General features: G+C 33.1%; 19 protein-coding genes and 2 pseudogenes. 6 read left to right on the forward strand and 15 right to left on the reverse strand.

Annotated features, from left to right (window positions below):
- Positions 1 to 54: 54 nt before the first annotated feature.
- The 3 genes from MSSIT_RS23310 to MSSIT_RS12185 form a co-directional block, all read right to left on the reverse strand.
- On the reverse strand, positions 55 to 384 hold the full coding sequence (locus MSSIT_RS23310) for a hypothetical protein (protein ID WP_231589793.1): 330 nt from the start codon (positions 382 to 384) through the stop codon (positions 55 to 57).
- 351 nt (positions 385 to 735) lie between these two features.
- On the reverse strand, positions 736 to 885 hold the full coding sequence (locus MSSIT_RS24145; protein ID WP_197080268.1) for a hypothetical protein: 150 nt from the start codon (positions 883 to 885) through the stop codon (positions 736 to 738).
- Between the two features lie 54 nt (positions 886 to 939).
- On the reverse strand, positions 940 to 1,464 hold the full coding sequence (locus MSSIT_RS12185) for a hypothetical protein (RefSeq protein ID WP_048172690.1): 525 nt from the start codon (positions 1,462 to 1,464) through the stop codon (positions 940 to 942).
- 640 nt (positions 1,465 to 2,104) lie between these two features.
- Between MSSIT_RS12185 and MSSIT_RS12190 the strand changes: the two genes are divergently transcribed.
- From MSSIT_RS12190 to MSSIT_RS23315, 3 genes and pseudogenes are all read left to right on the forward strand, one after another.
- Positions 2,105 to 2,824, forward strand: a complete 720-nt coding sequence (locus MSSIT_RS12190; protein ID WP_231589794.1) for a DUF1670 domain-containing protein — start codon at positions 2,105 to 2,107, stop codon at positions 2,822 to 2,824.
- 83 nt (positions 2,825 to 2,907) lie between these two features.
- Positions 2,908 to 3,696 carry a DUF1670 domain-containing protein gene (locus MSSIT_RS12195; RefSeq protein WP_048172513.1) on the forward strand — a complete coding sequence of 263 codons (789 nt, stop codon included), beginning with the start codon at positions 2,908 to 2,910 and terminating at the stop codon, positions 3,694 to 3,696.
- 36 nt (positions 3,697 to 3,732) lie between these two features.
- Positions 3,733 to 3,861, forward strand: a pseudogene (locus tag MSSIT_RS23315) (IS630 family transposase); the annotation flags it as partial.
- 37 nt (positions 3,862 to 3,898) lie between these two features.
- Here MSSIT_RS23315 and MSSIT_RS12200 read toward each other — a convergent pair.
- The 9 genes from MSSIT_RS12200 to MSSIT_RS25565 form a co-directional block, all read right to left on the reverse strand.
- Positions 3,899 to 4,927, reverse strand: coding sequence for a UDP-N-acetylglucosamine 4,6-dehydratase family protein (locus MSSIT_RS12200; protein WP_052721639.1), 1,029 nt, complete (start codon positions 4,925 to 4,927; stop codon positions 3,899 to 3,901).
- 4 nt (positions 4,928 to 4,931) lie between these two features.
- Positions 4,932 to 6,059 carry a DegT/DnrJ/EryC1/StrS family aminotransferase gene (locus tag MSSIT_RS12205; protein ID WP_048174754.1) on the reverse strand — a complete coding sequence of 376 codons (1,128 nt, stop codon included), beginning with the start codon at positions 6,057 to 6,059 and terminating at the stop codon, positions 4,932 to 4,934.
- A 36-nt stretch (positions 6,060 to 6,095) separates the two neighbouring features.
- Positions 6,096 to 6,506: an acyltransferase gene (locus MSSIT_RS12210; protein WP_048172694.1), complete on the reverse strand. Its 411-nt coding sequence runs from the start codon at positions 6,504 to 6,506 to the stop codon at positions 6,096 to 6,098.
- A gap of 1 nt (position 6,507) precedes the next feature.
- Positions 6,508 to 7,665 (reverse strand): UDP-N-acetylglucosamine 2-epimerase, encoded by a 1,158-nt coding sequence (gene neuC / locus MSSIT_RS12215; RefSeq protein WP_231589795.1) that lies wholly within the window; start codon positions 7,663 to 7,665, stop codon positions 6,508 to 6,510.
- Positions 7,647 to 8,702, reverse strand: a complete 1,056-nt coding sequence (gene neuB / locus MSSIT_RS12220) for an N-acetylneuraminate synthase (RefSeq protein WP_048172697.1) — start codon at positions 8,700 to 8,702, stop codon at positions 7,647 to 7,649. Before neuB ends, neuC begins: the two co-directional genes overlap by 19 nt.
- A gap of 51 nt (positions 8,703 to 8,753) precedes the next feature.
- Positions 8,754 to 9,452 carry an acylneuraminate cytidylyltransferase family protein gene (locus MSSIT_RS12225; RefSeq protein WP_048172698.1) on the reverse strand — a complete coding sequence of 233 codons (699 nt, stop codon included), beginning with the start codon at positions 9,450 to 9,452 and terminating at the stop codon, positions 8,754 to 8,756.
- 164 nt (positions 9,453 to 9,616) lie between these two features.
- On the reverse strand, positions 9,617 to 11,071 hold the full coding sequence (locus MSSIT_RS12230) for a flippase (protein WP_048172700.1): 1,455 nt from the start codon (positions 11,069 to 11,071) through the stop codon (positions 9,617 to 9,619).
- A 90-nt stretch (positions 11,072 to 11,161) separates the two neighbouring features.
- Positions 11,162 to 12,400, reverse strand: a complete 1,239-nt coding sequence (locus MSSIT_RS12235) for a polysialyltransferase family glycosyltransferase (RefSeq protein WP_048172702.1) — start codon at positions 12,398 to 12,400, stop codon at positions 11,162 to 11,164.
- A 416-nt stretch (positions 12,401 to 12,816) separates the two neighbouring features.
- Positions 12,817 to 13,044 carry a glycosyltransferase gene (locus MSSIT_RS25565; RefSeq protein WP_331456191.1) on the reverse strand — a complete coding sequence of 76 codons (228 nt, stop codon included), beginning with the start codon at positions 13,042 to 13,044 and terminating at the stop codon, positions 12,817 to 12,819.
- Positions 13,045 to 14,811: 1,767 nt separating this feature from the next.
- Here MSSIT_RS25565 and MSSIT_RS12245 point away from each other — a divergent pair.
- From MSSIT_RS12245 to MSSIT_RS12250, 3 genes are all read left to right on the forward strand, one after another.
- Positions 14,812 to 15,057 (forward strand): dTDP-4-dehydrorhamnose 3,5-epimerase family protein, encoded by a 246-nt coding sequence (locus tag MSSIT_RS12245; RefSeq protein ID WP_048174755.1) that lies wholly within the window; start codon positions 14,812 to 14,814, stop codon positions 15,055 to 15,057.
- A 109-nt stretch (positions 15,058 to 15,166) separates the two neighbouring features.
- Complete coding sequence (locus MSSIT_RS24870; RefSeq protein ID WP_331456192.1) at positions 15,167 to 15,295, forward strand: sugar nucleotide-binding protein; 129 nt, start codon at positions 15,167 to 15,169, stop codon at positions 15,293 to 15,295.
- Between the two features lie 330 nt (positions 15,296 to 15,625).
- Positions 15,626 to 16,534, forward strand: a complete 909-nt coding sequence (locus tag MSSIT_RS12250; RefSeq protein ID WP_082088987.1) for a glycosyltransferase family 2 protein — start codon at positions 15,626 to 15,628, stop codon at positions 16,532 to 16,534.
- Here the strand turns inward: MSSIT_RS12250 and MSSIT_RS21330 are convergent.
- The 3 genes and pseudogenes from MSSIT_RS21330 to MSSIT_RS22205 form a co-directional block, all read right to left on the reverse strand.
- Positions 16,527 to 17,645 carry a glycosyltransferase family 4 protein gene (locus MSSIT_RS21330; RefSeq protein ID WP_052721641.1) on the reverse strand — a complete coding sequence of 373 codons (1,119 nt, stop codon included), beginning with the start codon at positions 17,643 to 17,645 and terminating at the stop codon, positions 16,527 to 16,529. The two genes, MSSIT_RS12250 and MSSIT_RS21330, sit on opposite strands and share 8 nt — an antisense overlap.
- A 6-nt stretch (positions 17,646 to 17,651) precedes the next feature.
- Positions 17,652 to 19,025, reverse strand: a complete 1,374-nt coding sequence (locus MSSIT_RS12260) for a hypothetical protein (RefSeq protein WP_156157357.1) — start codon at positions 19,023 to 19,025, stop codon at positions 17,652 to 17,654.
- 335 nt (positions 19,026 to 19,360) lie between these two features.
- A pseudogene (locus MSSIT_RS22205) lies at positions 19,361 to 20,457 on the reverse strand (IS630 family transposase).
- Position 20,458 lies beyond the last annotated feature (1 nt).

The following is a 20,458-nucleotide window of genomic DNA, read 5'->3' on the forward strand; positions in this document are numbered from 1 at the left end:
AAGAAGTCACAATTCCTGCCTTTTACAAGAAACTATGAAGACAACAGTTCGGAATCAGGTTTCCAGTTTACGTTCTACTGTGATATCTGCGAGGACGACTACAAAACGAGATTCATCGAATCCAGGACTTATAAGAAAATAGGTTTGTTCGGTATGGTAGGAAAAGCTCTTTAGGTAGGCTCTGACCTTGTAGGCCAGTAACGGCGTTGGAAATGCGATTGAAAGGGACTTGGACATCCTCAATGACCGCAAGGAAGGAATGTCTCCCGAATGGCGAAAAGAGTGGGAAGATACCTTTGAAACAGCCCAGAACGAGGCAAAGGAACATTTCCTCAGGTGCCCGAGATGCATCGGTGATTCTTTTCCGGTCAAGCTGTAGAGCATCCTCAATTTGCTGCGCAGTTAGAGGTTCTTCTGCGTTTGTCAAACTAGATAATGGATTTTAAGGATTAATTTGAGACATTCTCTTTTAATTATTGTTTTTTCGAATATTCTTTAACAGCTACTGATAATATTACAAGTATCAATGTAAGATATGATAAATTTGAACTATAGTTATCTTCAAACCATGAAAGGTACACATTATATAACGCCATAACTAAGCCTACTAATATTAACACATGCCACACTATATTAGCTAACTTTTTTTTCATTGTAATCCCTTAAAATTCTTGATTCTTTTGGTGATCTTTCAACAATTAAAAAAAATAAAAAAGTAAATTATGTACTAATAATTTACGTATAATAATAGTAATAATCTACTTCGATCCATGTAGGATTTGTATAGAAATCGAGATATATGTCTTCTGGTTCTACATCCAAAAACTCTGGTATTGCTTCTCCAATAGCAATAGCGACGGCAGTCAGAAGAGCACCCTGTGCCATTCCGAAGGATGCCAATATCAATGATAGTACCGTTCCGGCTGCTAAAAGGTCAGCTTACTCAACATCATTAAAAACAAGATAACATCCAAGTGGAGCAGTTCTTAGTAAATCGACCTTTACCTTTGTCGATTTCATAGACATTACTGAATCATTAGATTCTATGAAGTTTACTGACTGTGCCTCATAGGCATCGACTTGTGCTTTAGATACTTCAAATGTTTCTGTTTGAGAATTTGTTTTTCCATTTACTGTCAGTATCTGCTCGGTTTGATATAAATAATTCTCCTCATCTTCACCAATTTTAGAAGTGTCAGTCACAAGTTTAAAATTATCTCCAGTGCACTCTGTGTGAATTGAAGAGTCTGGATAAATAATCCCTGAAACTGTTCCACTGGACTTCAGTTTTTTAATTTGTTTGTCTATCTCTTTTTCAACATCAAATTTGAAAGTACCACTGAAATGAATTTGATCTCCTACTTTTTCGTACTCTGTCAACTCTGTGTCAAAATCATTAACGGTGATCTTGTTTGACTCCAGTAATTGCTTATACCATTTAGTTTCAGCCTGTGCCGTCACCATTCGTCTAACTCCTAAGTTGTTTTTCCCTTAGGAGGCAGAATCAGGCAAGCTTAAATACAGACAAAGCTAACATAATCACTGCCTTTTAGGGTGTATTTTATGGAGTTCGTATGGTACGGGAAATACTTTTGAACTCCATAAATTCCTCTTATCTAATTTCTTATAAGTTTTCTGTGTAAATTCTCAAACAATCTGCTTTTCATACTCATTTTGAGTCTGCAATTTTTCCCTGAGCGTTGATCGTTAAAGAACGTGGTCAGAAACTATATATCTGAGCATCCCTCCATTCGTATTCAAGCAATTATATAAAAAAGAGAATAGCATGATATAGGTTCATTTTAAATTATATTTGTGAAAGTCCCACAGCTCTGGAGTGAAAAGATCAATCGCCGGTCAGGATTTATATTTTCATATAGCCACAAACCTCAAATTACGTCAAGTTTTTTCATAGTTTACCAAAATAATCACAGGATTCATAACAGCGAAATTCTTAGAAAATTTAACGAATTTTTTAACTGTCAAATGTTATTTTCTGATATAAATCGGAAAAAGAAGAAAATTTTCATTAAAGTTAGTGGGAACTGTCAAAGTCCTATTGGTTCATATGACCCACGACCTAAATGTAAGATTGGTGGTCCATATGAACGATATATATGTTCTAAAGAGTGGGATGACGAAGGAACAAATGTTTCGTCTTCGTTTAATAAACGGATTCAGTTTTGCCCCTATAATTGCAGACGCAATAATTGATCTGAGTAAAGATTTCTTTCAGAATGATGATTCTGGAGTTTGTAATGGTCAAATTCTTTATCTTGCTATCTCTGATGAAGAAGGCCCTGGCAAATCTATTCTTGATTCAAAGCACGTAGAGGTTATCCTGACATTAGATGCTCCTGAAGATATGGATGTCTACGAGAAATTTGGTTTATCTGCATACAGACAGCATATATTGTTAAGGATCACCCAGGAAGCCAGAGATCAGAATGCTCTTTTAACGATCAAAGATCTTGTAAAACTTCTCAAAAGCAGTTACAGCACAATAAAAAGAGACATAAAACACTTCCGAGAAAGAGAACTTTATGTCCCCTTAAGAGGTATCGTCAAAGACATTGGTCCTTCATCACATAAATCAAAAATTGTAGAGTTATACGTGAAAGGATATACGTCAACTGAGATCCAGAGATCAACAAGACATTCTTTACAAAGCATAGAACGTTATATCAAAGACTTTTCTCGTGTCTCTATTCTTACACAGAGAGAGGAATCAATAGACAATATCCGATTAATCGTTGGAATTTCAGAACGGTTGGTAAAAGAGTACCAGGAACTTTTCATAAAAATACAAGGATGGGGACCATAAACAAAGAGTCGAAGAGCTAATAGATAACGTAACTGGTTTATGATTCACCAGTGAGTTTCCAAAAAAAATGCGGGGATGAGAATGTGAAAGAGGACTATTATAGAAAAGCATATGGTCCTTCTGCGGCAAAGACCTATGAAACAAGCCTGTTCAACCTTATAACGACAGAATTTGGATACATAGGAGGTCCTGATGTAGTCAAACTGTTCGCTAAAAAAATTGTAGAGTTGAATGACCAATACTATCTACGGGGAGAATTTGTTCGTCCAGGTCAAATGAGGTGGCTTGTGTTAAAGGCAGGACAGAAGTATTCAAAGAGTAAAAAGTTGAGTGATATGCAACTCATCCCTGTTACATTAACCTTGATATGTCCCGAAGATATTGAGGACAGAATAACGAAGGTAAAGAAAAACGAATTGATAGAGAAACTAATAGTTAGGTTATGCACTGAAACAAAGGAACAGGGAGGCGTGCTTACAGAAACGGATATCGCTATATTGTTAAGGGTGTCAGGTGCCATGATTTCCAATCACGTTACAAGTTATGAAAAAAAGACAAAGAAAGTCATTCCAAGAGCTGGTACTGAAATGGACATGGGAAAATCCTTAACTCATAAGAGATTAGCATTCCATAATTACAAGAAAAAGATTCCTACTACAGAAAATGCGCGTTTGATAGATCATACTCCAGAGTCGGTAGATCGATATATCAAAGATGGAACACGTATAGAAAAGCTCTATACGGCTGGATACAATGAATGGGATATGGCATTCTTTACAGGGCTCCCGATATATGTAGTCAAGGAATATGTAGAGATAATTAAGTCATATGAAAAAGAAAAAAAGAATATAACTGATCTTGAAAATCAATAACAAGAGTGATTAAAGGGTCATATGAACCTATGTTAGGTTATTAGAAAAGAAGTTTTGGCATGGCAAAATTACAGAAACAACAAAAATTCAAAGGTTAATTGGCAATTTACAACAGATGATGCAAGGATAAAATTGTCACGTCTTTATCCGATAATTGAGGATTGACGCGACACTAGTGATAAAAATTTCAGAGACAGACAATTTACATTTCTGATAATAACTCCCTTATCTCCACTTTATTAAGAAATCCAAAATATAAATCATTAGAAGAGTATGCCTTTCTATCAGTCTTCCTGAAACCTTCTGGAAGTGTGGAAGATAAAGAGAATATTTCTTTAAAGTTTTCGGGTAATACTATAAACATATCTGCATTTTCGTAAGCATACTCTGCTTCATAACTTGTCATTAGTTCTTCATATATTTTTTCACCAGGTCTCTTACCTACAATTTTTATTTCAATATCTTCTAACCTATATTCATACTGAGGGGCAAATTCTTCAACTATAACTTCTGCTAAATCTTTAACAGTTAATGCAGGCATTTTGAGTATGAAAATCTCTCCACCTCTACTAAGTTCAGTAGCCTTGAATACAAGGTCTACAGCTTTTGGGATCGTCATCATAAACCGAGTCATACCTGCATCCGTCAAAGTAATAGGTCCACCTTTTGCAATCTGACATTTAAACAGTGGGATAACCGAGCCACGGGTGTTAAGCACATTACCAAAACGAACACAAGAAAAAGCTGTATTTCGTTTCCCCCTATAGTAGTTCATGGAGACAGTAAGCCTTTCAGCGAGCAGTTTAGTAGCGCCCATAACATTTGTTGGGTTGGCAGCTTTATCTGTGCTAATTAAAATTACTTTATCAATAGCATGGTCAAGTGCAGCATCCATAATATTTTGGGTGCCAAGGATGTTTGTTTTAATTGCATCGAAAGGATTGTATTCGCAGAGAGGGACATGCTTGAGAGCAGCAGCATGGAACACGATATCTATTCCTTCAAGAGCTCTACTTACTCTCTCTTTATCCTTTATGTCTCCTATTAACGGTCTTATTTTTTTAGACTGCAATTCATTATAAAGATCATAAAGACCTGTTTCGTTATTATCAAAAATTCTTATGACTCGTGGGTCTAGCTCAAGGAGTTTCTTTACAAGTACACTTCCAATAGATCCTACCCCTCCAGTAACAAGAATAGATTTGTCCCTAAAAAAACTCGTATTATACATAGGATTAATCTCCATAAAAATTCTTTATCTCGTTAGATATATAGTCTATTTCGTCAAATGTCAAACAGGGATGCATAGGTAATGTTAGAGCACTCCTAGCTAGATTTTCTGTAACTGGAAGTTTGCATTCGTATCCTAAAATATTTTTATAAAAGTAAGTGAGATGAACTGGAGAAAAATAAATCTTTGTCATAATTCCTCTGCCTGCCAAATAGTCCTTTAATTCATCTCTTTTATCTGCAAGAATAGTAAAAAGCTGGTAAACGTTAAAATATGACTTAGGAATTTCTGAAAAATGTACATTGTTCTCAACTTCTTTTTTCAAGCGAGATATAAAATAGGAGGCTCTCTCCCTTCTCAATTTAATAATCTCGGCAGTTTTTTGAATTTGAGAAATTCCAAGAGCAGCGGTTAGACTGGACATTCTGAAGTTATACCCTAGAGCTATATAATCCGAAGTCTGAGTAGATGAGAAATACTGAGTATTATCCGCTCTTCCGTGAGATCGGAGCAGTTTCAACTTTTGATATATTTCCTCTGAATTAGTTACAAGTGCTCCCCCTTCGCCAGTAGTTATAACTTTATTCTGACAAAAACTGAGCATTGAAGCCTCCCCAAAGCTTCCAATTTTTTTCCCATTAATTTCCGCTCCAAAAGCTTCAGCAGCATCCTCAATTAAAATCAAGCCATAATCGTCAGCAACTTCACGGAGTTCCTGAATCTTACAAGGACATCCCCCATAATGAACAGGCATAATTGCCCGCGTTTTACTGGATATGTTTTCCAGAACAGAATCGGGATCAAGTCCAAACGTTTCTTCTTCAATATCCGCAAAAACAGGCTTTGTACCTACAAATAAAGCAGAATTTGCTGTAGAGATAAAAGTAAATGAGGGCACAATTACCTCATCACCCTCCTTAATTCCATAAGCGAGAAGAGCTGCATGCTGGGCAGAGGTTCCTGAATTAAATGTAACACAGTGTTTTGTCCCGATGTAATCTGCAATTAAAGCTTCAAATTCTTGAATAACTGGCCCTTCAGCCCAGTACATTCCACTTTTTATGCAGTTACTTATATTTTCGACATCAGATTCATCCCAATATATTTTAAAAAGAGGGATTTTCCATGACAAAAGATTCGACCCCATTAAACTCATTAGCATTTTTCGTTAGAATTCATAGTTATCAAGATTCGTTTCCTTAACAATTCTGGCAGGAACACCAAAAGCTACAACATTATCTGGGATATCACTATTTACAAAACTGAATGCTCCTATTATTGAGTTTTCACCTACTGTTACCCCAGGCATAATTACAGAGTGGCTTCCTATTTTACAATTTTTCTTAAGGTAGACTCTACCTTTCTTATTATCAATAGTGGATGTTGAATATATCGAACAGTGAGAACCTATCTGAACATACTCTTCGACTACTACCTCATTTTTGGCATTAATATAAGTGAAAGCACCAATATCGGTCTTATAACCAAGTTTCAGGTTATCTTTGTGCTGAACCATCCAATTATATTTAGTCAATTCCCCTTCTTTGATTTCTGGTATCTTCCAGTTTTCAAATCTCATATTAATAACTCAAACTTTTTTGTAATAGTTTTTCATTGATACTTATATTGTCCAATACTTCTGTAATTCTATCTCCTGCTTTTCCATCACCATAAGGATTATTAAAGTTCTTAACTTTTTGCCAAAAGATCTCATCGTATAAACATCTTAGTATCTTTGATTTAATATCATTTTTTTCATAATTCGCATCTATTACATTTTCCCCCCGTTCTCTGCCCTTTTGCCTAGTTCCAATATTTACTACTGGTAACCTAAAAGAGGACGCTTCTATGATTCCACTACTTGAGTTTCCTACCAGTACATTGGCAACTTTTAGCAAACTCAAATATTCTTTGCGCGGAATATTTTTGTATACAGTGATATTTGGATTGTTTTCATAATGTTTTATAACTTCAATCATTTCTCTCCCGCCGGCGTCAGCATTTGGATATACTACGACCGTTTGAAACTTTAGATCAACAACTGCATCCAACGTTTGCCTGATTTGATCCTTTGCATGCTCAATTTCCATCGACACCGGATGCTGGATAACTACAACTGTGGGCCTTGATAAGTCTAATCCATACAAATCTGCAATTTTCTCTGGTTCCATTAACTTTTCAGATAGTATCGAATCCAGACCCGGGGCTCCAACAACAAATACAGTTTCTTCAGGTTCTCCCATCTTAATAATCCTTTTAGCACTTAACTTGGTTGCTGGAAAATGTATATGAGCAAGTTTTGTAATTGCGTGCCGAGTAAGGTCATCAACTGTAGAACTAACTTCCCCACCATGAATATGTGCCACAGGAATTCCCAAGTATACTCCCGCAATGGCACCCGCAAGCATCTCTCCCCGATCTCCCAAAACTAAAATTATATCTGGATTTATTTCCTTAATTTTCAGAGATAATTTTTGAAGAAACACTCCAATAAACTCTACCATTGATCCTTTCTCATCTTTTTTGTAAGTTGATTCGATTGTATGATATTTTAATCCATCTTTTCTAATTTCATTTATCGTTGTTCCAAATTCTTCCATCAGGTGCATACCAGTAACAATCATTTCCAATATCATTCCCGGATGAGAATTTATATTTCGAAGAGTGGATTGAATCAAGCCATAATCAGCTCGAGTTCCTGATATGTATAGAATTTTTCTCATTCTATCATAGTCCACTTTATTGGAGAGTTGATATTTATATCTTGAAGAGTTTTTTTCCCCAATACGCTGTAGAAGTATTTAGGTTCTATTCCCTCTTCAGTACCTACTCTTTTTAACATTACCATTACCTCTTCAATGATGGTTCCTCTGGGAATATCAGTACAGGCAACAATCTTTTTACGTACAAATTTTGTGATGTTTTCTTCTTCTTTTGTGGGCCTTTTTATGCCGTCTCCAAGTGCACTTTCAATTTCCCTCATACCATTTACTAGAGCTCTTAATTCCTCAGGATCAAGAGAAGCTCCGTGATCTGGACCAGGTAATTTTTTATCAAGTGTAAAGTGTTTTTCTATTACACATGCTCCAAGCACTCTCGCCGCAAAAGAAACATTAATACCTAGAGTATGATCTGACAACCCAACTGGTAGCTTGAAGCATGATTTTAAGGTTCTAATAACTTTCAGGTTTGCTTCATCAGCTTTTGCAGGATAACTGGTTATACAGTGTAAAATGATTATATCTCTTAATCCCTTATTTGTTAAAATGCGAAGAGCGTCTTCAATTTCTCCAAGAGTTGACATGCCAGTGGATAAAATTACAGGTTTGTTCTTTTTGGCAATATGCTGAAGAAGAGGTAGATTGGTTAGGTCTCCAGAACCAATTTTGAAAAGAGGTACACCTAAGCTATCCAGAAAATCTACACTCTCATTATCAAAAGGAGTGGACAAAAAGATAATATTCTTAGTTTCTGCGTAAGCTTTAAGTTCTTCAAAATTGGATTCGGTCAATTCAAGCTTTTTGAGCATCTGGTATTGAGTGTCCTGTGAGCCTGTATTCTTTGTTTGATATTCTGCTTTATCTGCATCCGGAAGTACTAGTTTATCAGCTTTGAATGTCTGAAACTTAACCGCATCTGCTCCCACATCAGCAGCAACATCTATCAATTTCTTTGCAATATAGATGTCCCCATTGTGATTGACACCAGCTTCTGCAATAATAAAGCAGGGTTCATCTTCTCCTATGAGTTTATTGGAGATTTTAAAATTTTTCATAAAAACTATCTCTTTATTATTTAAAAAATATAAAATTCTTTATCCATAAAATTACAATAAATTCTTCGACATCTTAAATATATATTCAGCTACAATAAAATCTAATTCATCATCAATATCTACACTTCTGATGGAGGGCATTATATATGGTGAGACTTTGTGGGAATTAAAACTTCTACACTCTTGAATAATTTCAACTGTAGATATATATATAGCACCATTAAGTATATAACTTTTTGGAAGATCCTGACGCCTCATTTTTGAATAGTTATCTCCTAGGATTGGTTTAAGATATTGATCATCTATTTTATAAGTCCAGAATGGTGGATGTTCACTTTCACAAACACTGATGACAGAATCGCATGTGTTTTTAAAGAACAATTCAATTGCATTATCAATATCTTGAGAATTTCTTAGCGGAGAAGTAGGTTGAAGTAGAACAATAATAATGTGTTTTTCATTTTGAATCTCCAGAAATTCAAGAACATGAAGAACTGCATCAATTGTAGGAGAGTTATCTTGAGCTAACGACTCAGGCCTTTTGACAACTTCTACCCCGTATTTTTCGGAGATAGTTGCTATTCCTTCATCATCTGTAGATACAACAACCCTATTGATATACTTAGAATTCAGTGCGCAATCTATTGTATAAGCAATAAGTGGTCTTCCAGCTAAAAGGCGTATATTTTTTTGAGGAATCCCTTTACTTCCACCACGTGCAGGGATTATGGAGATGATTTTTGCTTTCATTTTGTAGTCTCACTAAATTTCTATGATCAGTATCGCGGATTTGCTGTAAATTCTAAGTCAATTTTTTGTGTACTGTGTGTGATTTTGTTCTTCCGAGATGGAATTTGCTACCTTGTAACTTCGTGAGATTCGTAATTTTACAGGAAATTAGACACACTGCCTAATTATTTAACAGAGAATATAGATTTTAAAAATATAAGTTCATCTCTTTTAAATGAATTTGTAAAATATAATATAAAAGAATAAATGATTACACAGATAAAAATGGAAAGAGCAATGTTTGGAAGATTTTTTGGGTTTATTGACAAAATAATTAATGGCAGTACACTTGAAGAGAATAATATTTTCAAAATTAAACTATAATCAAACTCGGGCTTTAAAAATGCAGAGGTTTCCTTCATTATTAAGGTTAAGCTTAATGCAAATGCTGTTAACGTAGTAAATGCAGCGCTTATGATTCCAAAGTAAGGAATCATAATAATATTTAAAAGTAGGTTCAAGATTGCTCCAATAAACCATATTTTAGCTGTGGTCATTGTTTTTTTCTCTAAGATAATTATTTTTTGATATATTGCGTAAATTCCAAAAAATAAAGAACCTAATGCAACAACAGGTGTAATTAGATAGCCTTTTGATGCAATCTCAGGAGTTGTCAGAATAGTGAGTAGCGGTTTAGATAGAAACGATAAACCAAAAAATGAAGGAATTGCAATAATTAGGTAGTACTTAAGTGAATTACTTAAAATACTCTTAACTTCGTTGATATTGTTATTATCATAATGCCTGGACAGTGTAGCTGGCAATATAAAATTAACAGGGGCAGAAAATATATTAATTATATTTCCAAGTGAATATCCTGGAGAATAATAACCCACAGATGCAGAGCCTAAATAGTATCCAATGACATAACGATCACTTGCATTAACCACCCAATTGGACAAATTACTAGGAATAGTGGGAATTCCAAATGTAAGAAAATCCTTTATATTTTCGAACCTTGGAATTTTAAAGCCAATTTCTGAGACGATTACATAGTTTAAAACAAAAAATATAGACAGTGAACTAAATAATAATCCGACTTCTGCACCTATAATTCCCTTTCCAGAGAGCACTAAAAAAGAAATTGAGGTTATTTGTAAAATTGCTTTAAAAAGATTCAATATTGAATATCTTTTTATTTGTTCCCTTGCCCTCAGATATCCTATAAGAAAAGAATTCATACATTCAATAAATATAAGAATTGCCATGATGTGTACAATCAGATTATTTCCACCGAATAGCACTAAAGCGATTTTTCCGGAAAAGATAAAAAATATTGAACTAACAAGTATACTTATAAGAAGTTCTATAAAATACATTGAGTAAAATACTTCAAGAATTTCATCCACTTTGTGCAATGAAGCTAAAAACCGAACTAATGTAAATGGCAACCCAAGCATAGCTAATATTGTTACCATCCCTACAGTGACTCCAATTTGAACCCAATAGCCATATTCTTCAATAGAAATATTTTTTGTAAGAACAGGCAATAAAATAATTCCGCTAAAACTTAAGAGGAAGTTGGTAATCCCTGTTAACCCCATCCTTTGAACTAAAAGAATATTTTCATTTTTAGTCATATTAATCAACATATTTTTAATTTTGATCGACTGATTAATTTTATATAAATATTCGAGTTGTTTTTATTCAAGTTATTTCTAAAATCTAACTTAAGATTCTAAAATGTAATTTAAATTTCCAAAAAAAACAAGATCTCCAAAAAAATTTTTAAATCCCTTTGCTGTGATGGATAGTAATGGATCATCAGATCTCTCCATTAATTGATCGATATAACTAACAGGAAGTACATTATAAAAAAGATAAGAAGTAAGCAATACCGTACTTGTGAATCCAACAATTAGATTTGGCTTTAACTGCAACAAATTTTCTAATGGAAATGACTTATCTAATAGAATTATATTCTTGTTGACATCTATTAGTTCATCATATTTACGGATGTCTTCCCTTGGATGGGGCTTAAGAAAAATATCAATCTTCTTATCCACTAAAATGTCGATTATCTCATTCAAACAGTGTATGAAATCTTTAATATTTATTTGATCATATTCCACAAAAGGCTGAGTCGCAATAATCGCCCATTTTGAGGAAGGATCGATTTTCATTGATACAGAAACATTGTCTTTTCTTAGAGATATTATTTCCCTATAAGAGGATATGACACCCCAATTCGGGCTCAAAAATTTGGATTCTCGAGTAAATAAATAACGATTTTCAGGCTTGAAGAATTTTGTAGTTATGTTCTTAACCAGAAAGGAAAATATTTTTGAGATTAGATCTAAATTTTTAAATTTACTAACGTTAGTTTTAGATTTGATGTCATATTTTTGAACTAGGGTCCAAAAATCTTTATCAAAATACATGCCTATGCCTTCATCAATTAGAATATATTGTGGGATATATTTAGAGGTTATTTTTTTGTTTTTAAAAAATTTAAAGGATTGGGGAGGGATGCTCATCACAGAAATTATATATAGACTGTTCGTAGCTTTTGTCCCAATCCTAGCGTTAAAAATTCCTTTAAATATTTCAATTGCAGTTTTGCTTTTTTGGAAAAGGGATAACTCTTCTGATTTATGGACATATCGGAATGATGCATTTACAAAAGTCAAGCAGGAGAAATGATTTTCATTTATTAATATTCCGTCTTTGTGGTGAGAATTTACAATAATTAGTCCATTTAATTTTCGCTTTTTTTCTTTAAAAAGTTCATATAAAAAAGAATCAACTCCGAGTGCATGAAATGGAGAAATGACAAATGCTATAAAATCCAAAGAATTAGTTAATAGTTCCTGTTCAATATAATTAAATTGAGATTCATAATCATAAACAGATCTTACTCGAAGATTATTTTGTGATACATCTTCCTTTATTTCTCTGTATGTAGACATATTTTATCTCCAATATAAAGAGTCCAATATTCATATCTGTGAGTTATATCCACATTAGAAAACGTATGATTGAGTTATAAATTTGACAAGTTTACTGATTTTTCAGATAGATTTACTTTGAAATGCCATCCCCTTTTTAATCACACAAACTTAGTAAATTATATTTTAATGCACATTGATAAAAATCCATTTTTTCCAATAACAAAAAATAGTCTTCAGACATGAAGCTTATTTTTTCAATTGTACTTCTTTAGTTAGCGTGGAAACTCCAGATCCATTTCATATTTGATAATATTATTTTCAGAGTAAATTTTTACAACTTTGTGGACTTAAATCTAAACCAATTTATTTTTTCACCGCCATTTTGAATTTCACCAAGGTTATGCTGATTTTCAGAGTCCATTGGCACGATTATATCAGCGCTGAGGTTGGCTACGGCTTAAAAACCAGTTTTTGGGGGCTGCTCCTTTGCCTTTATTTCCCTCATGCACAATCACGTGAGCTCCTGCTTTCCTGGAGATTTCGGCAGTGCGACAAGAGCTTCTGTTAGCGACTAAGATTACGTTGTCAGAATAGAATTTAGTAAGAAGGACTATATTGCCGATGGAGACTTCCTCGTTGAAAGCCGGAAGTATGACAGTTATATTTTGAGATTATACCCCCTGATATGAGGGTTATCTATATGGTCCTGGTACTGAGCATTGTTGCCCACAATCAGTTCGTTACTCAATTTTAAACTCCTTTTAAATTTATAATATCAAATTGAAACAATTATAGTGGCTCAAAAAGCAGTCAGGATATTGGAGTACGACTGTTTGAATATTAAACACATTTTAATTTTTTATAGTGTATATTAGGAAAATAGTATATAAATTTATTGATAGATTTTTTGAAATAAATAAAAAGTATACAATAACAGGAGCAGTAACGCTTTAGTTCGATCGATACAACATTATAGGATTGAGATACTGGCTCGCAAAAACATATGAAATACGAGAGTTAAAAAAGATATGAACTCAAAATAAAAAAATGAATCCGAGAAAAACGATATTATAAGAGTACAAAATATTCACACTTACATGCCGCAGGCTCTTCCGAAGTATCTAAAGTTTATTTCAATCAGCCAGGAACTTGAGAGTAAAATTCAACTTGATATCCTACTTACCACATCTACAGGTGCTCTCTCATTTATCCTAAATTTAACAGATCCGATTAATTTATACATATTTTTTATAAAAAACGCATTGCTTCGGCATAAAGAGTATATAATAAATGAATAATAGTAAAATAAATAAAAACACGATAAAACTTTGAATTGTATGAAGAAAACAGAAGCATAAAGCCTATTTGTACATTACATAATATTTGTTGCTGTAAAATTAGGGGTTATTAGTCGATAAAAGTCTTCACTTGTAAGATAATTGTTGATCTTGATGGTCACATGGTCAGTGAGAGGTCTTAATACGGTATTAATATATTCTTTGACTTTAATTCAAATTTAAGGGTATATACAGACTTATATGATGAAAAAACATATGAAGGCAATTTTTATCATATATAAAGGTATCAAACAGCCTCGTTTATGAGGAAATGAAAATTAGCGAAGTACTGACTGTAGCTGGTTAAACCTCCATTACTTCCTCAACGACTTTCAGTGACATTCCTTCAATGGCCATTTTTAAGGCTAACTAGATAATGAATTCGTCTCTCTGGAAATTGGAAAAGAAGTGTTGATTCAATCATTGAAAACTCTGCCGCATTCGCAGAAGATGTGTTTTCGAGTTCTCTCGTTCTTGATTTGATAGATGTTATTGCTTATGATATTTCCTTTTCCTGAAATTCCATAATATTTACAATCTTGATTCGGAGAGAAAACACTAGTGAACTTTGGTTTTGATCCTCTTTTTCCACAAACATTTTTATGCTTACTAATATATATAATCTCAACTAAATATATCGGTTATTGTTTTTCTCAAACCTTAATTCCGCATTTTTAAGCGCATAAATGTCGCTTGATGTTGACTCATGCGTTTAAACATAAGCACATAAGATGCAAGGTAATATTTTTTAAATCACAATCATCTGACCTCTCATATTTGGGGAAAGGCATATATGCGCTTAAAAAGACGGAATTCAGGCTCAAAATATTAATACGTAGAAGAATTCCAAAAATCCACAGAAGTAATAAATTATTTGAGAAAGTTATTTATGTGAGAGGGATATAAAAATATTTTACAAAGACTGGGGAAAACCGGATTATAATTAAAAAAATGATTAAAAAGAAAAGCAAGATCAAAGAAATACAGGATAGACCAAAGAGTATTAATAACTAAGGAAGATGATTCAAAAAAAGTAGAATTGATGAAGGTTCATACCAATTGGCCTGAACAAAATTAAATGAGGTAAAATAGATGAACCCGATAAAAACCAGAATAAAAGACCTTTTAATTCTCGAATCAAAAGTGTTTGCCGATGGCCGAGGCTATTTTTTTGAAAGCTATAACAAAAAGACACTGGAATTATTAACCGGTAAAGAATACAACTTCGTTCAGGACAATAAATCAAAATCTTCCTGTGGAGTGATCCGCGACCTCCATTACCAGCTGGTTCCCTACAGCCAGGCAAAACTTGTTAGAGTTCTGGAAGGCAGAGTATAAGATATGGCCATGGACCTAAGAAAAGACTCGCCGACCTTTGGAGAATGGGTAGGTGTAGAATTCTCCGTGTTCCAAAAAAGAGTAGGTAGAAGCTGACATCCCAGATCTGATTAATGTATTTGGTCACTCAAAACTTCTTGGTGAGAAGAAAATCATCGAGAATATGGATGATTACAGGATTGTAAGAATTTCCTGGCTTTTTGGAATACAGGGGAAAAATTTGTTGAAACCATGCTGAAGTTATTCAATAAATGGATACTGTTAAGATTGTCAATGGTCAGTTCAGCAAACCCAACTACATAATGAACCATCATTTGGATTCGGTTAAGGAGCAAAACATCAAAAATATTTTATGCAACATCTAAGAGGATTCTGTTGGAAAATCGCTATACATGGTATTCGGAGTTGTGCATAAAATTCGTTAACCGATGCCAAAAGAATGAACCATTAAAGAACAAAACGGAAAAAAGAGTTCACAGTTAAAATTGGAATCTAAAAAACAACAGAAATAATAGTGGAAAAGTTAAAGTGTAACTCTTTTTTAATTAATTTATTTAATAATGATTAAATGGAGATAGAGACAAATATGAATTATCCCAAAGTGACAATTATATTATTAAACTGGAATGGAAAAAATGACACAATTGAATGTCTCGAATCGTTAAAGAACATAACCTATTCAAATTATGATATATTGCTTATTGACAACGGGTCTACTGATGGATCCCCAGAGTTTTTCAGACAAAAATATCCTGAAATAGAAGTTATTGAAAATGGAGAAAATTTAGGATTCGCTGAAGGAAACAATGTGGGTATGAAGAGAGCCATTGAAAAAAAGGTAGATTATGTATTGCTTCTTAATAATGATACGATAGTGGATCCTGAATTTTTGACTGAGTTAATCAAAGTAGCAGAAAATTATAGTGAAGTTGGCATCGTCGGACCTAAGGTATATTTTCATAATAATCATAATCGAATACAGTCCGTAGGAGGTACAATTAACTATTTTACAGGGAGGACACCTTTGATTGGTTGTAATGTACCAGACCATGGACAATATGATAAAACTCGTGAAGTCGGGTATGTGTCTGGTTGTGCATTACTAGCAAGAATAGATGTCATGGAGAAATTAGGATTTTTATGTTCAGACTATTTTGCGTACTACGAAGAGGTAGAATTATGCATAAAAGCTAAATATAATAATTTTAAGGTAGTTTATGTTCCAAATTCAAAGATCTGGCACAAAGAGGCAGTAACATCGAAAAAATCAAACTACTATACATATTTATATACACGTAACCGATTTATATTTATGAAGAGAAACGGAACACCTTTACAGATTATAACCTCATCAGCGTTTTTTTTCACCACATATTTTATAATAAATTCACTGAATTTCATCACACAAAAAAATACTAAGAATTTGAAGAATTTTTACAAAGGAATTTATGATGGTCTTCAGTACCAAATTAGATAAGCTGTAGATATTCTGACTCAATTTTTTTTGTAATACTTTCCCAACTATAACCACTTACAACAGCCGCACGTCCTCTTTTACCCATTTCATCACGCAGTTTTTTATCATTGAGAAGCTTTAAAATTGACTCCGCTAATTCATTACAATCATCGGGATTAAATAGTAATCCACAACTATTATTTTCAATTAGTTCTCTTGCACCTCGTATGTTTGAAGTTACTACCGGCACCTCACATGACAGATATTCGAACAGTTTTAAAGGAGACATCAGATTATCTCTGGATTTAATAAATGGCGCTACACAGACATCGCTTGCATTTATGTATTTAGGAATATCCTCATATGGAACAGAACCTTTAAAATCTACGACCGATTCAAGTTTCAGCTCATTTACTCTTTGGATTAACTCATTTTTTAAAATACCATCTCCTACAATAAGTAATCTGACGCCTGAATTGTTTTGTATTATTGTTGGCATTGAATCAACTAAGCAAGCTAAACCTTGCCATGGTGCAAGATTCCCTACAAAAATGATATATTTATTTTGCTCATCTAATCCTAACACTTTTTTTGATACATTCATTTTTTTGAATAATTCAATATTTGCACCATTTGGAATTATTGATATTTTTTGGGGAGAGATTTTTTTATTATGAATTAAATCATCTTTAGTACCTTCCGAATTAGTTAAGATTAGTTTTGAAATTCTATAAGATGAGAATTCACAAATTTCCATAAGTTTTATGACAAACTTATTAACACCTACTAATTTTGAATCTTCTGAAAGAATCCCATGAACTTCAACAACATGAGGAATATTAAATGCCCTAGAAATTATCAATGAAGGGAGTATAAGTGCAGAACTTGAATGAAGGATATCTGGCTTCTCCCTAATTACTTTTAGAAATAGTTTTATAAACAATGGTATTTGGCACAATAATAGTACAGGTAGTTTAAGTTGATTATATTTGTATAAGCTAAGAGGTACTGAAGGGCTAATTAGAAATACCTCGTGCCCAAGTTTTTTCAAAGTTCTCACTTTTTCTATTGCACAGATAGTCTGAGCGTTATCCTCAATTAAAGGCATTCCCCAAATAATAATAATATTCATAAATACTCACACCCGATAACCAGTAAGCGACCAATATGTAAATATGTCTCCTGTAATTTCATTTGGATAATTTTTTGGATAATATATCCCACATAAGGAATTATCGTAAATTTTAAGCAATCCACTATTTTCAAAACTTTTTTTATACTCATTGCCTCTCTGGTGATGGAGTGAGATATAGTTATACCAAAAATTATTATAAACAAAAGGCGACCCATAAAAATTAAATTTTATTTTTCCTATAAGCTCGTTATGAGATTCAATAAACTGTTTTCCGACCAATTCAGAATCCGAGTAATATTGGTATGGAAACGATGCGCCCAAGAGTAAGGGAAAAATTATCAAATTAAGGGAAACAATAGAAAACAGAAACAATTTATACCTATATAATAATTTTTTAGTTTTTATTGACGAAAAAACCAATACTAACAAGAAACAAAAAGGAATTAGCAAAAAAATAAATCCTCTATCTATAAATTTAGTTTGTCGAGAAAGTATATTTGAAATTATTATTGAACTATATCCTAAAAATAGACCTATAAATATGTGGCTGACTAATTTTCTGCATTTAGATATATACAAAAAAACTATTGAGACTATTCCGAGAATAAAAACAAAAATCAAATTAAGAATTCTAAGTTTTGATACTATTACATACTCAAAAATTGGAGTTGTACTAGTCCAATCAATATCAGATAGCAAATTTTGATTATCTAGAAAACCAAAAATTGATGTTTTTATTGTATTTACAATAGCATCCAGCAGTATAAACTTTGAAACGTATATAACATGAAAAAAATATAATATCATAAACAAAATAACAATATTATAAATAGAAACCATATGTTTTTTGTTTTGGTAGAACATCTCTTTAAAAACAACTGAACTCAACACAAAATAAAAAAACATAACAGAAAAAGCAAACAACGATATAATTACAGAAGTTGGATGTGAAGTCACAAGCGAAAATAAAACAAAGATCAATAATAGCCTGTACACTATGAAATTTTTGGAATTTTCAGTTTTATGGAATATGCGTACGAATAGCGATATAGACAAAATGCTCATAAACAAACCGAAAGACTGAGGAACCATATAGTGAACCGGAATCCAAGAATTTGATAAATAAATAAGAGGAGGCAAAAAAAACCATTCATCGATAATAAGATATGAGATAAGAAAAATCAAATTTAGAGTTATAAAGATATCTAAAATTGGATAAAATCTTGCAAACATTGTAATATCGGTACCAACTATATGAATAATCTCCACATAGAATATGGAGGCAAGTGGGTAAGAATTAATGTAAGAACCCGCATTCTCTATATCCCCAGAGTCAATAATTTGTTTTAAATTATTTACATATCCGTAGATATCCATATGAATGGGATTAGGAAATGCAAAAGGATGTATACCAAACAAATAAATTCCAACTAACAGTATGAATGCGTATATACGTACAGGATTATTTCTATGATCAGGACACGAAAACAAAATAAAAATAAAAACAATCACAAGAAATAATCCAATCCAGTAAAAAACAGATAGATTTTTGATAAAAAGAAAGGGATCCGCTAAAGCAAAGGGAATCCTAACTGTATATATAGAAGCACACCAAAATATGAATATAAAAACTAATAGGAGATTTAATACATGATTATTGACATTGAAAAGATGCTTTTTTGACATATTAATCTAGTACCTTGCCAATTTAATTATGAAACATAAGATTTTGACATCTTCTCATCAGCAATTTTCTTTGTGAATTTCCAGTTTATTTTCCTTTTATTTTCATTTCTTCTCTTGGTCCAAGCAGCCACTTCATTATTAAGCATTCCAATGTCACCTATTCTCCTATCAGTACATTCCTCATCCATCACACTAATCTCTATTTCTGCAGCGTTTAGCCAACTTGCATGCTTTGGTGTATAATGTAACTATATCTTTTTCAGCATCTTTTTTGCTTCATCCTCGCTGAATGCCTCATAGAATGCTTTCTCTTTGTGGATATTGAGATTATCTGCAATTACCCTTATACTTTAGCTTGTGAATATTTTTCGATGACAAGACGTTTCATGAATTGTGCAAAATCTACCATTGTTCTTCTTTGAGTAACTTGAGTTGTCCTTTTCCCTGCTTTGAATTCTACAGCCACAAATATGTTTGCTGTTCCATTCCTGACATACTCATAATCATACTTCTCTGGACTTCCAGGTTTCATTGGAATGGGATTTCGCTTATCTTCGAGAAGTTGTTTCGGTTTCTCATCGAGACGGATAATAGGTCTTTTCGGGTCGTAATCTTCTTCGTACAGGTCAAGAACATCGTACATTCTCTTTCTGAATTCAGAATCAACCGTCTCAATGCACCACATTTTTTTGAGTCAGGGTTTAATTTTGTTCTTTTTCAAAATAAGTCTGATAGTTTCTTTGTTTATCGTTTCAAATCCTTCTTTTTTTCTCAATTTTTCACAAAGGAGTGAAAGCGACCATTTTTTTCTTCCTTCAGGAGGCTTGGTGCATGCGAAAGCTATTATTTCTGCTGCATGTCTTTCATTATATTTTTTAGGTTGACCTGATCTTGGCCTATCTACCAAAGCACTTTGTAGACCTTCTTCAAGATATCTTTTCCTTATCCTTAAAGCAGCGCTCCTACCAACACCTAATGTTTTTGCGATCTCAGTGTCCCTTTTTCCCTGATTTGCCAGTAGTAGAATACGTGCTCTGGTAAGTGATCTTGCACTTTTAAGTCCTTTTTTTATAAAGTTTATAAGGAATTTTACTTCACTATCTTTAAGATTAATATTTAACACA

This window comes from Methanosarcina siciliae T4/M (genome assembly GCF_000970085.1).
In the GTDB taxonomy this organism is placed as follows: domain Archaea; phylum Halobacteriota; class Methanosarcinia; order Methanosarcinales; family Methanosarcinaceae; genus Methanosarcina; species Methanosarcina siciliae.

Bases quoted from the DNA above. Each gene is read 5' to 3' on its own strand.
- MSSIT_RS12250 (WP_082088987.1), top strand. From the start codon at position 15,626: ATGGAGATAGAGACAAATATGAATTATCCCAAAGTGACAATTATATTA.
- MSSIT_RS21330 (WP_052721641.1), bottom strand. From the start codon at position 17,645: ATGAATATTATTATTATTTGGGGAATGCCTTTAATTGAGGATAACGCT.
- MSSIT_RS24145 (WP_197080268.1), bottom strand. From the start codon at position 885: ATGGCACAGGGTGCTCTTCTGACTGCCGTCGCTATTGCTATTGGAGAA.
- MSSIT_RS12245 (WP_048174755.1), top strand. From the start codon at position 14,812: ATGAACCCGATAAAAACCAGAATAAAAGACCTTTTAATTCTCGAATCA.
- MSSIT_RS12260 (WP_156157357.1), bottom strand. From the start codon at position 19,025: ATGGATATCTACGGATATGTAAATAATTTAAAACAAATTATTGACTCT.
- MSSIT_RS12230 (WP_048172700.1), bottom strand. From the start codon at position 11,071: ATGACTAAAAATGAAAATATTCTTTTAGTTCAAAGGATGGGGTTAACA.
- MSSIT_RS12235 (WP_048172702.1), bottom strand. From the start codon at position 12,400: ATGTCTACATACAGAGAAATAAAGGAAGATGTATCACAAAATAATCTT.
- MSSIT_RS23310 (WP_231589793.1), bottom strand. From the start codon at position 384: ATGCTCTACAGCTTGACCGGAAAAGAATCACCGATGCATCTCGGGCAC.
- MSSIT_RS12185 (WP_048172690.1), bottom strand. From the start codon at position 1,464: ATGGTGACGGCACAGGCTGAAACTAAATGGTATAAGCAATTACTGGAG.
- MSSIT_RS12210 (WP_048172694.1), bottom strand. From the start codon at position 6,506: ATGAGATTTGAAAACTGGAAGATACCAGAAATCAAAGAAGGGGAATTG.
- MSSIT_RS12225 (WP_048172698.1), bottom strand. From the start codon at position 9,452: ATGAAAGCAAAAATCATCTCCATAATCCCTGCACGTGGTGGAAGTAAA.
- neuB (WP_048172697.1), bottom strand. From the start codon at position 8,702: ATGAAAAATTTTAAAATCTCCAATAAACTCATAGGAGAAGATGAACCC.
- MSSIT_RS12190 (WP_231589794.1), top strand. From the start codon at position 2,105: ATGAACGATATATATGTTCTAAAGAGTGGGATGACGAAGGAACAAATG.
- MSSIT_RS12200 (WP_052721639.1), bottom strand. From the start codon at position 4,927: ATGTATAATACGAGTTTTTTTAGGGACAAATCTATTCTTGTTACTGGA.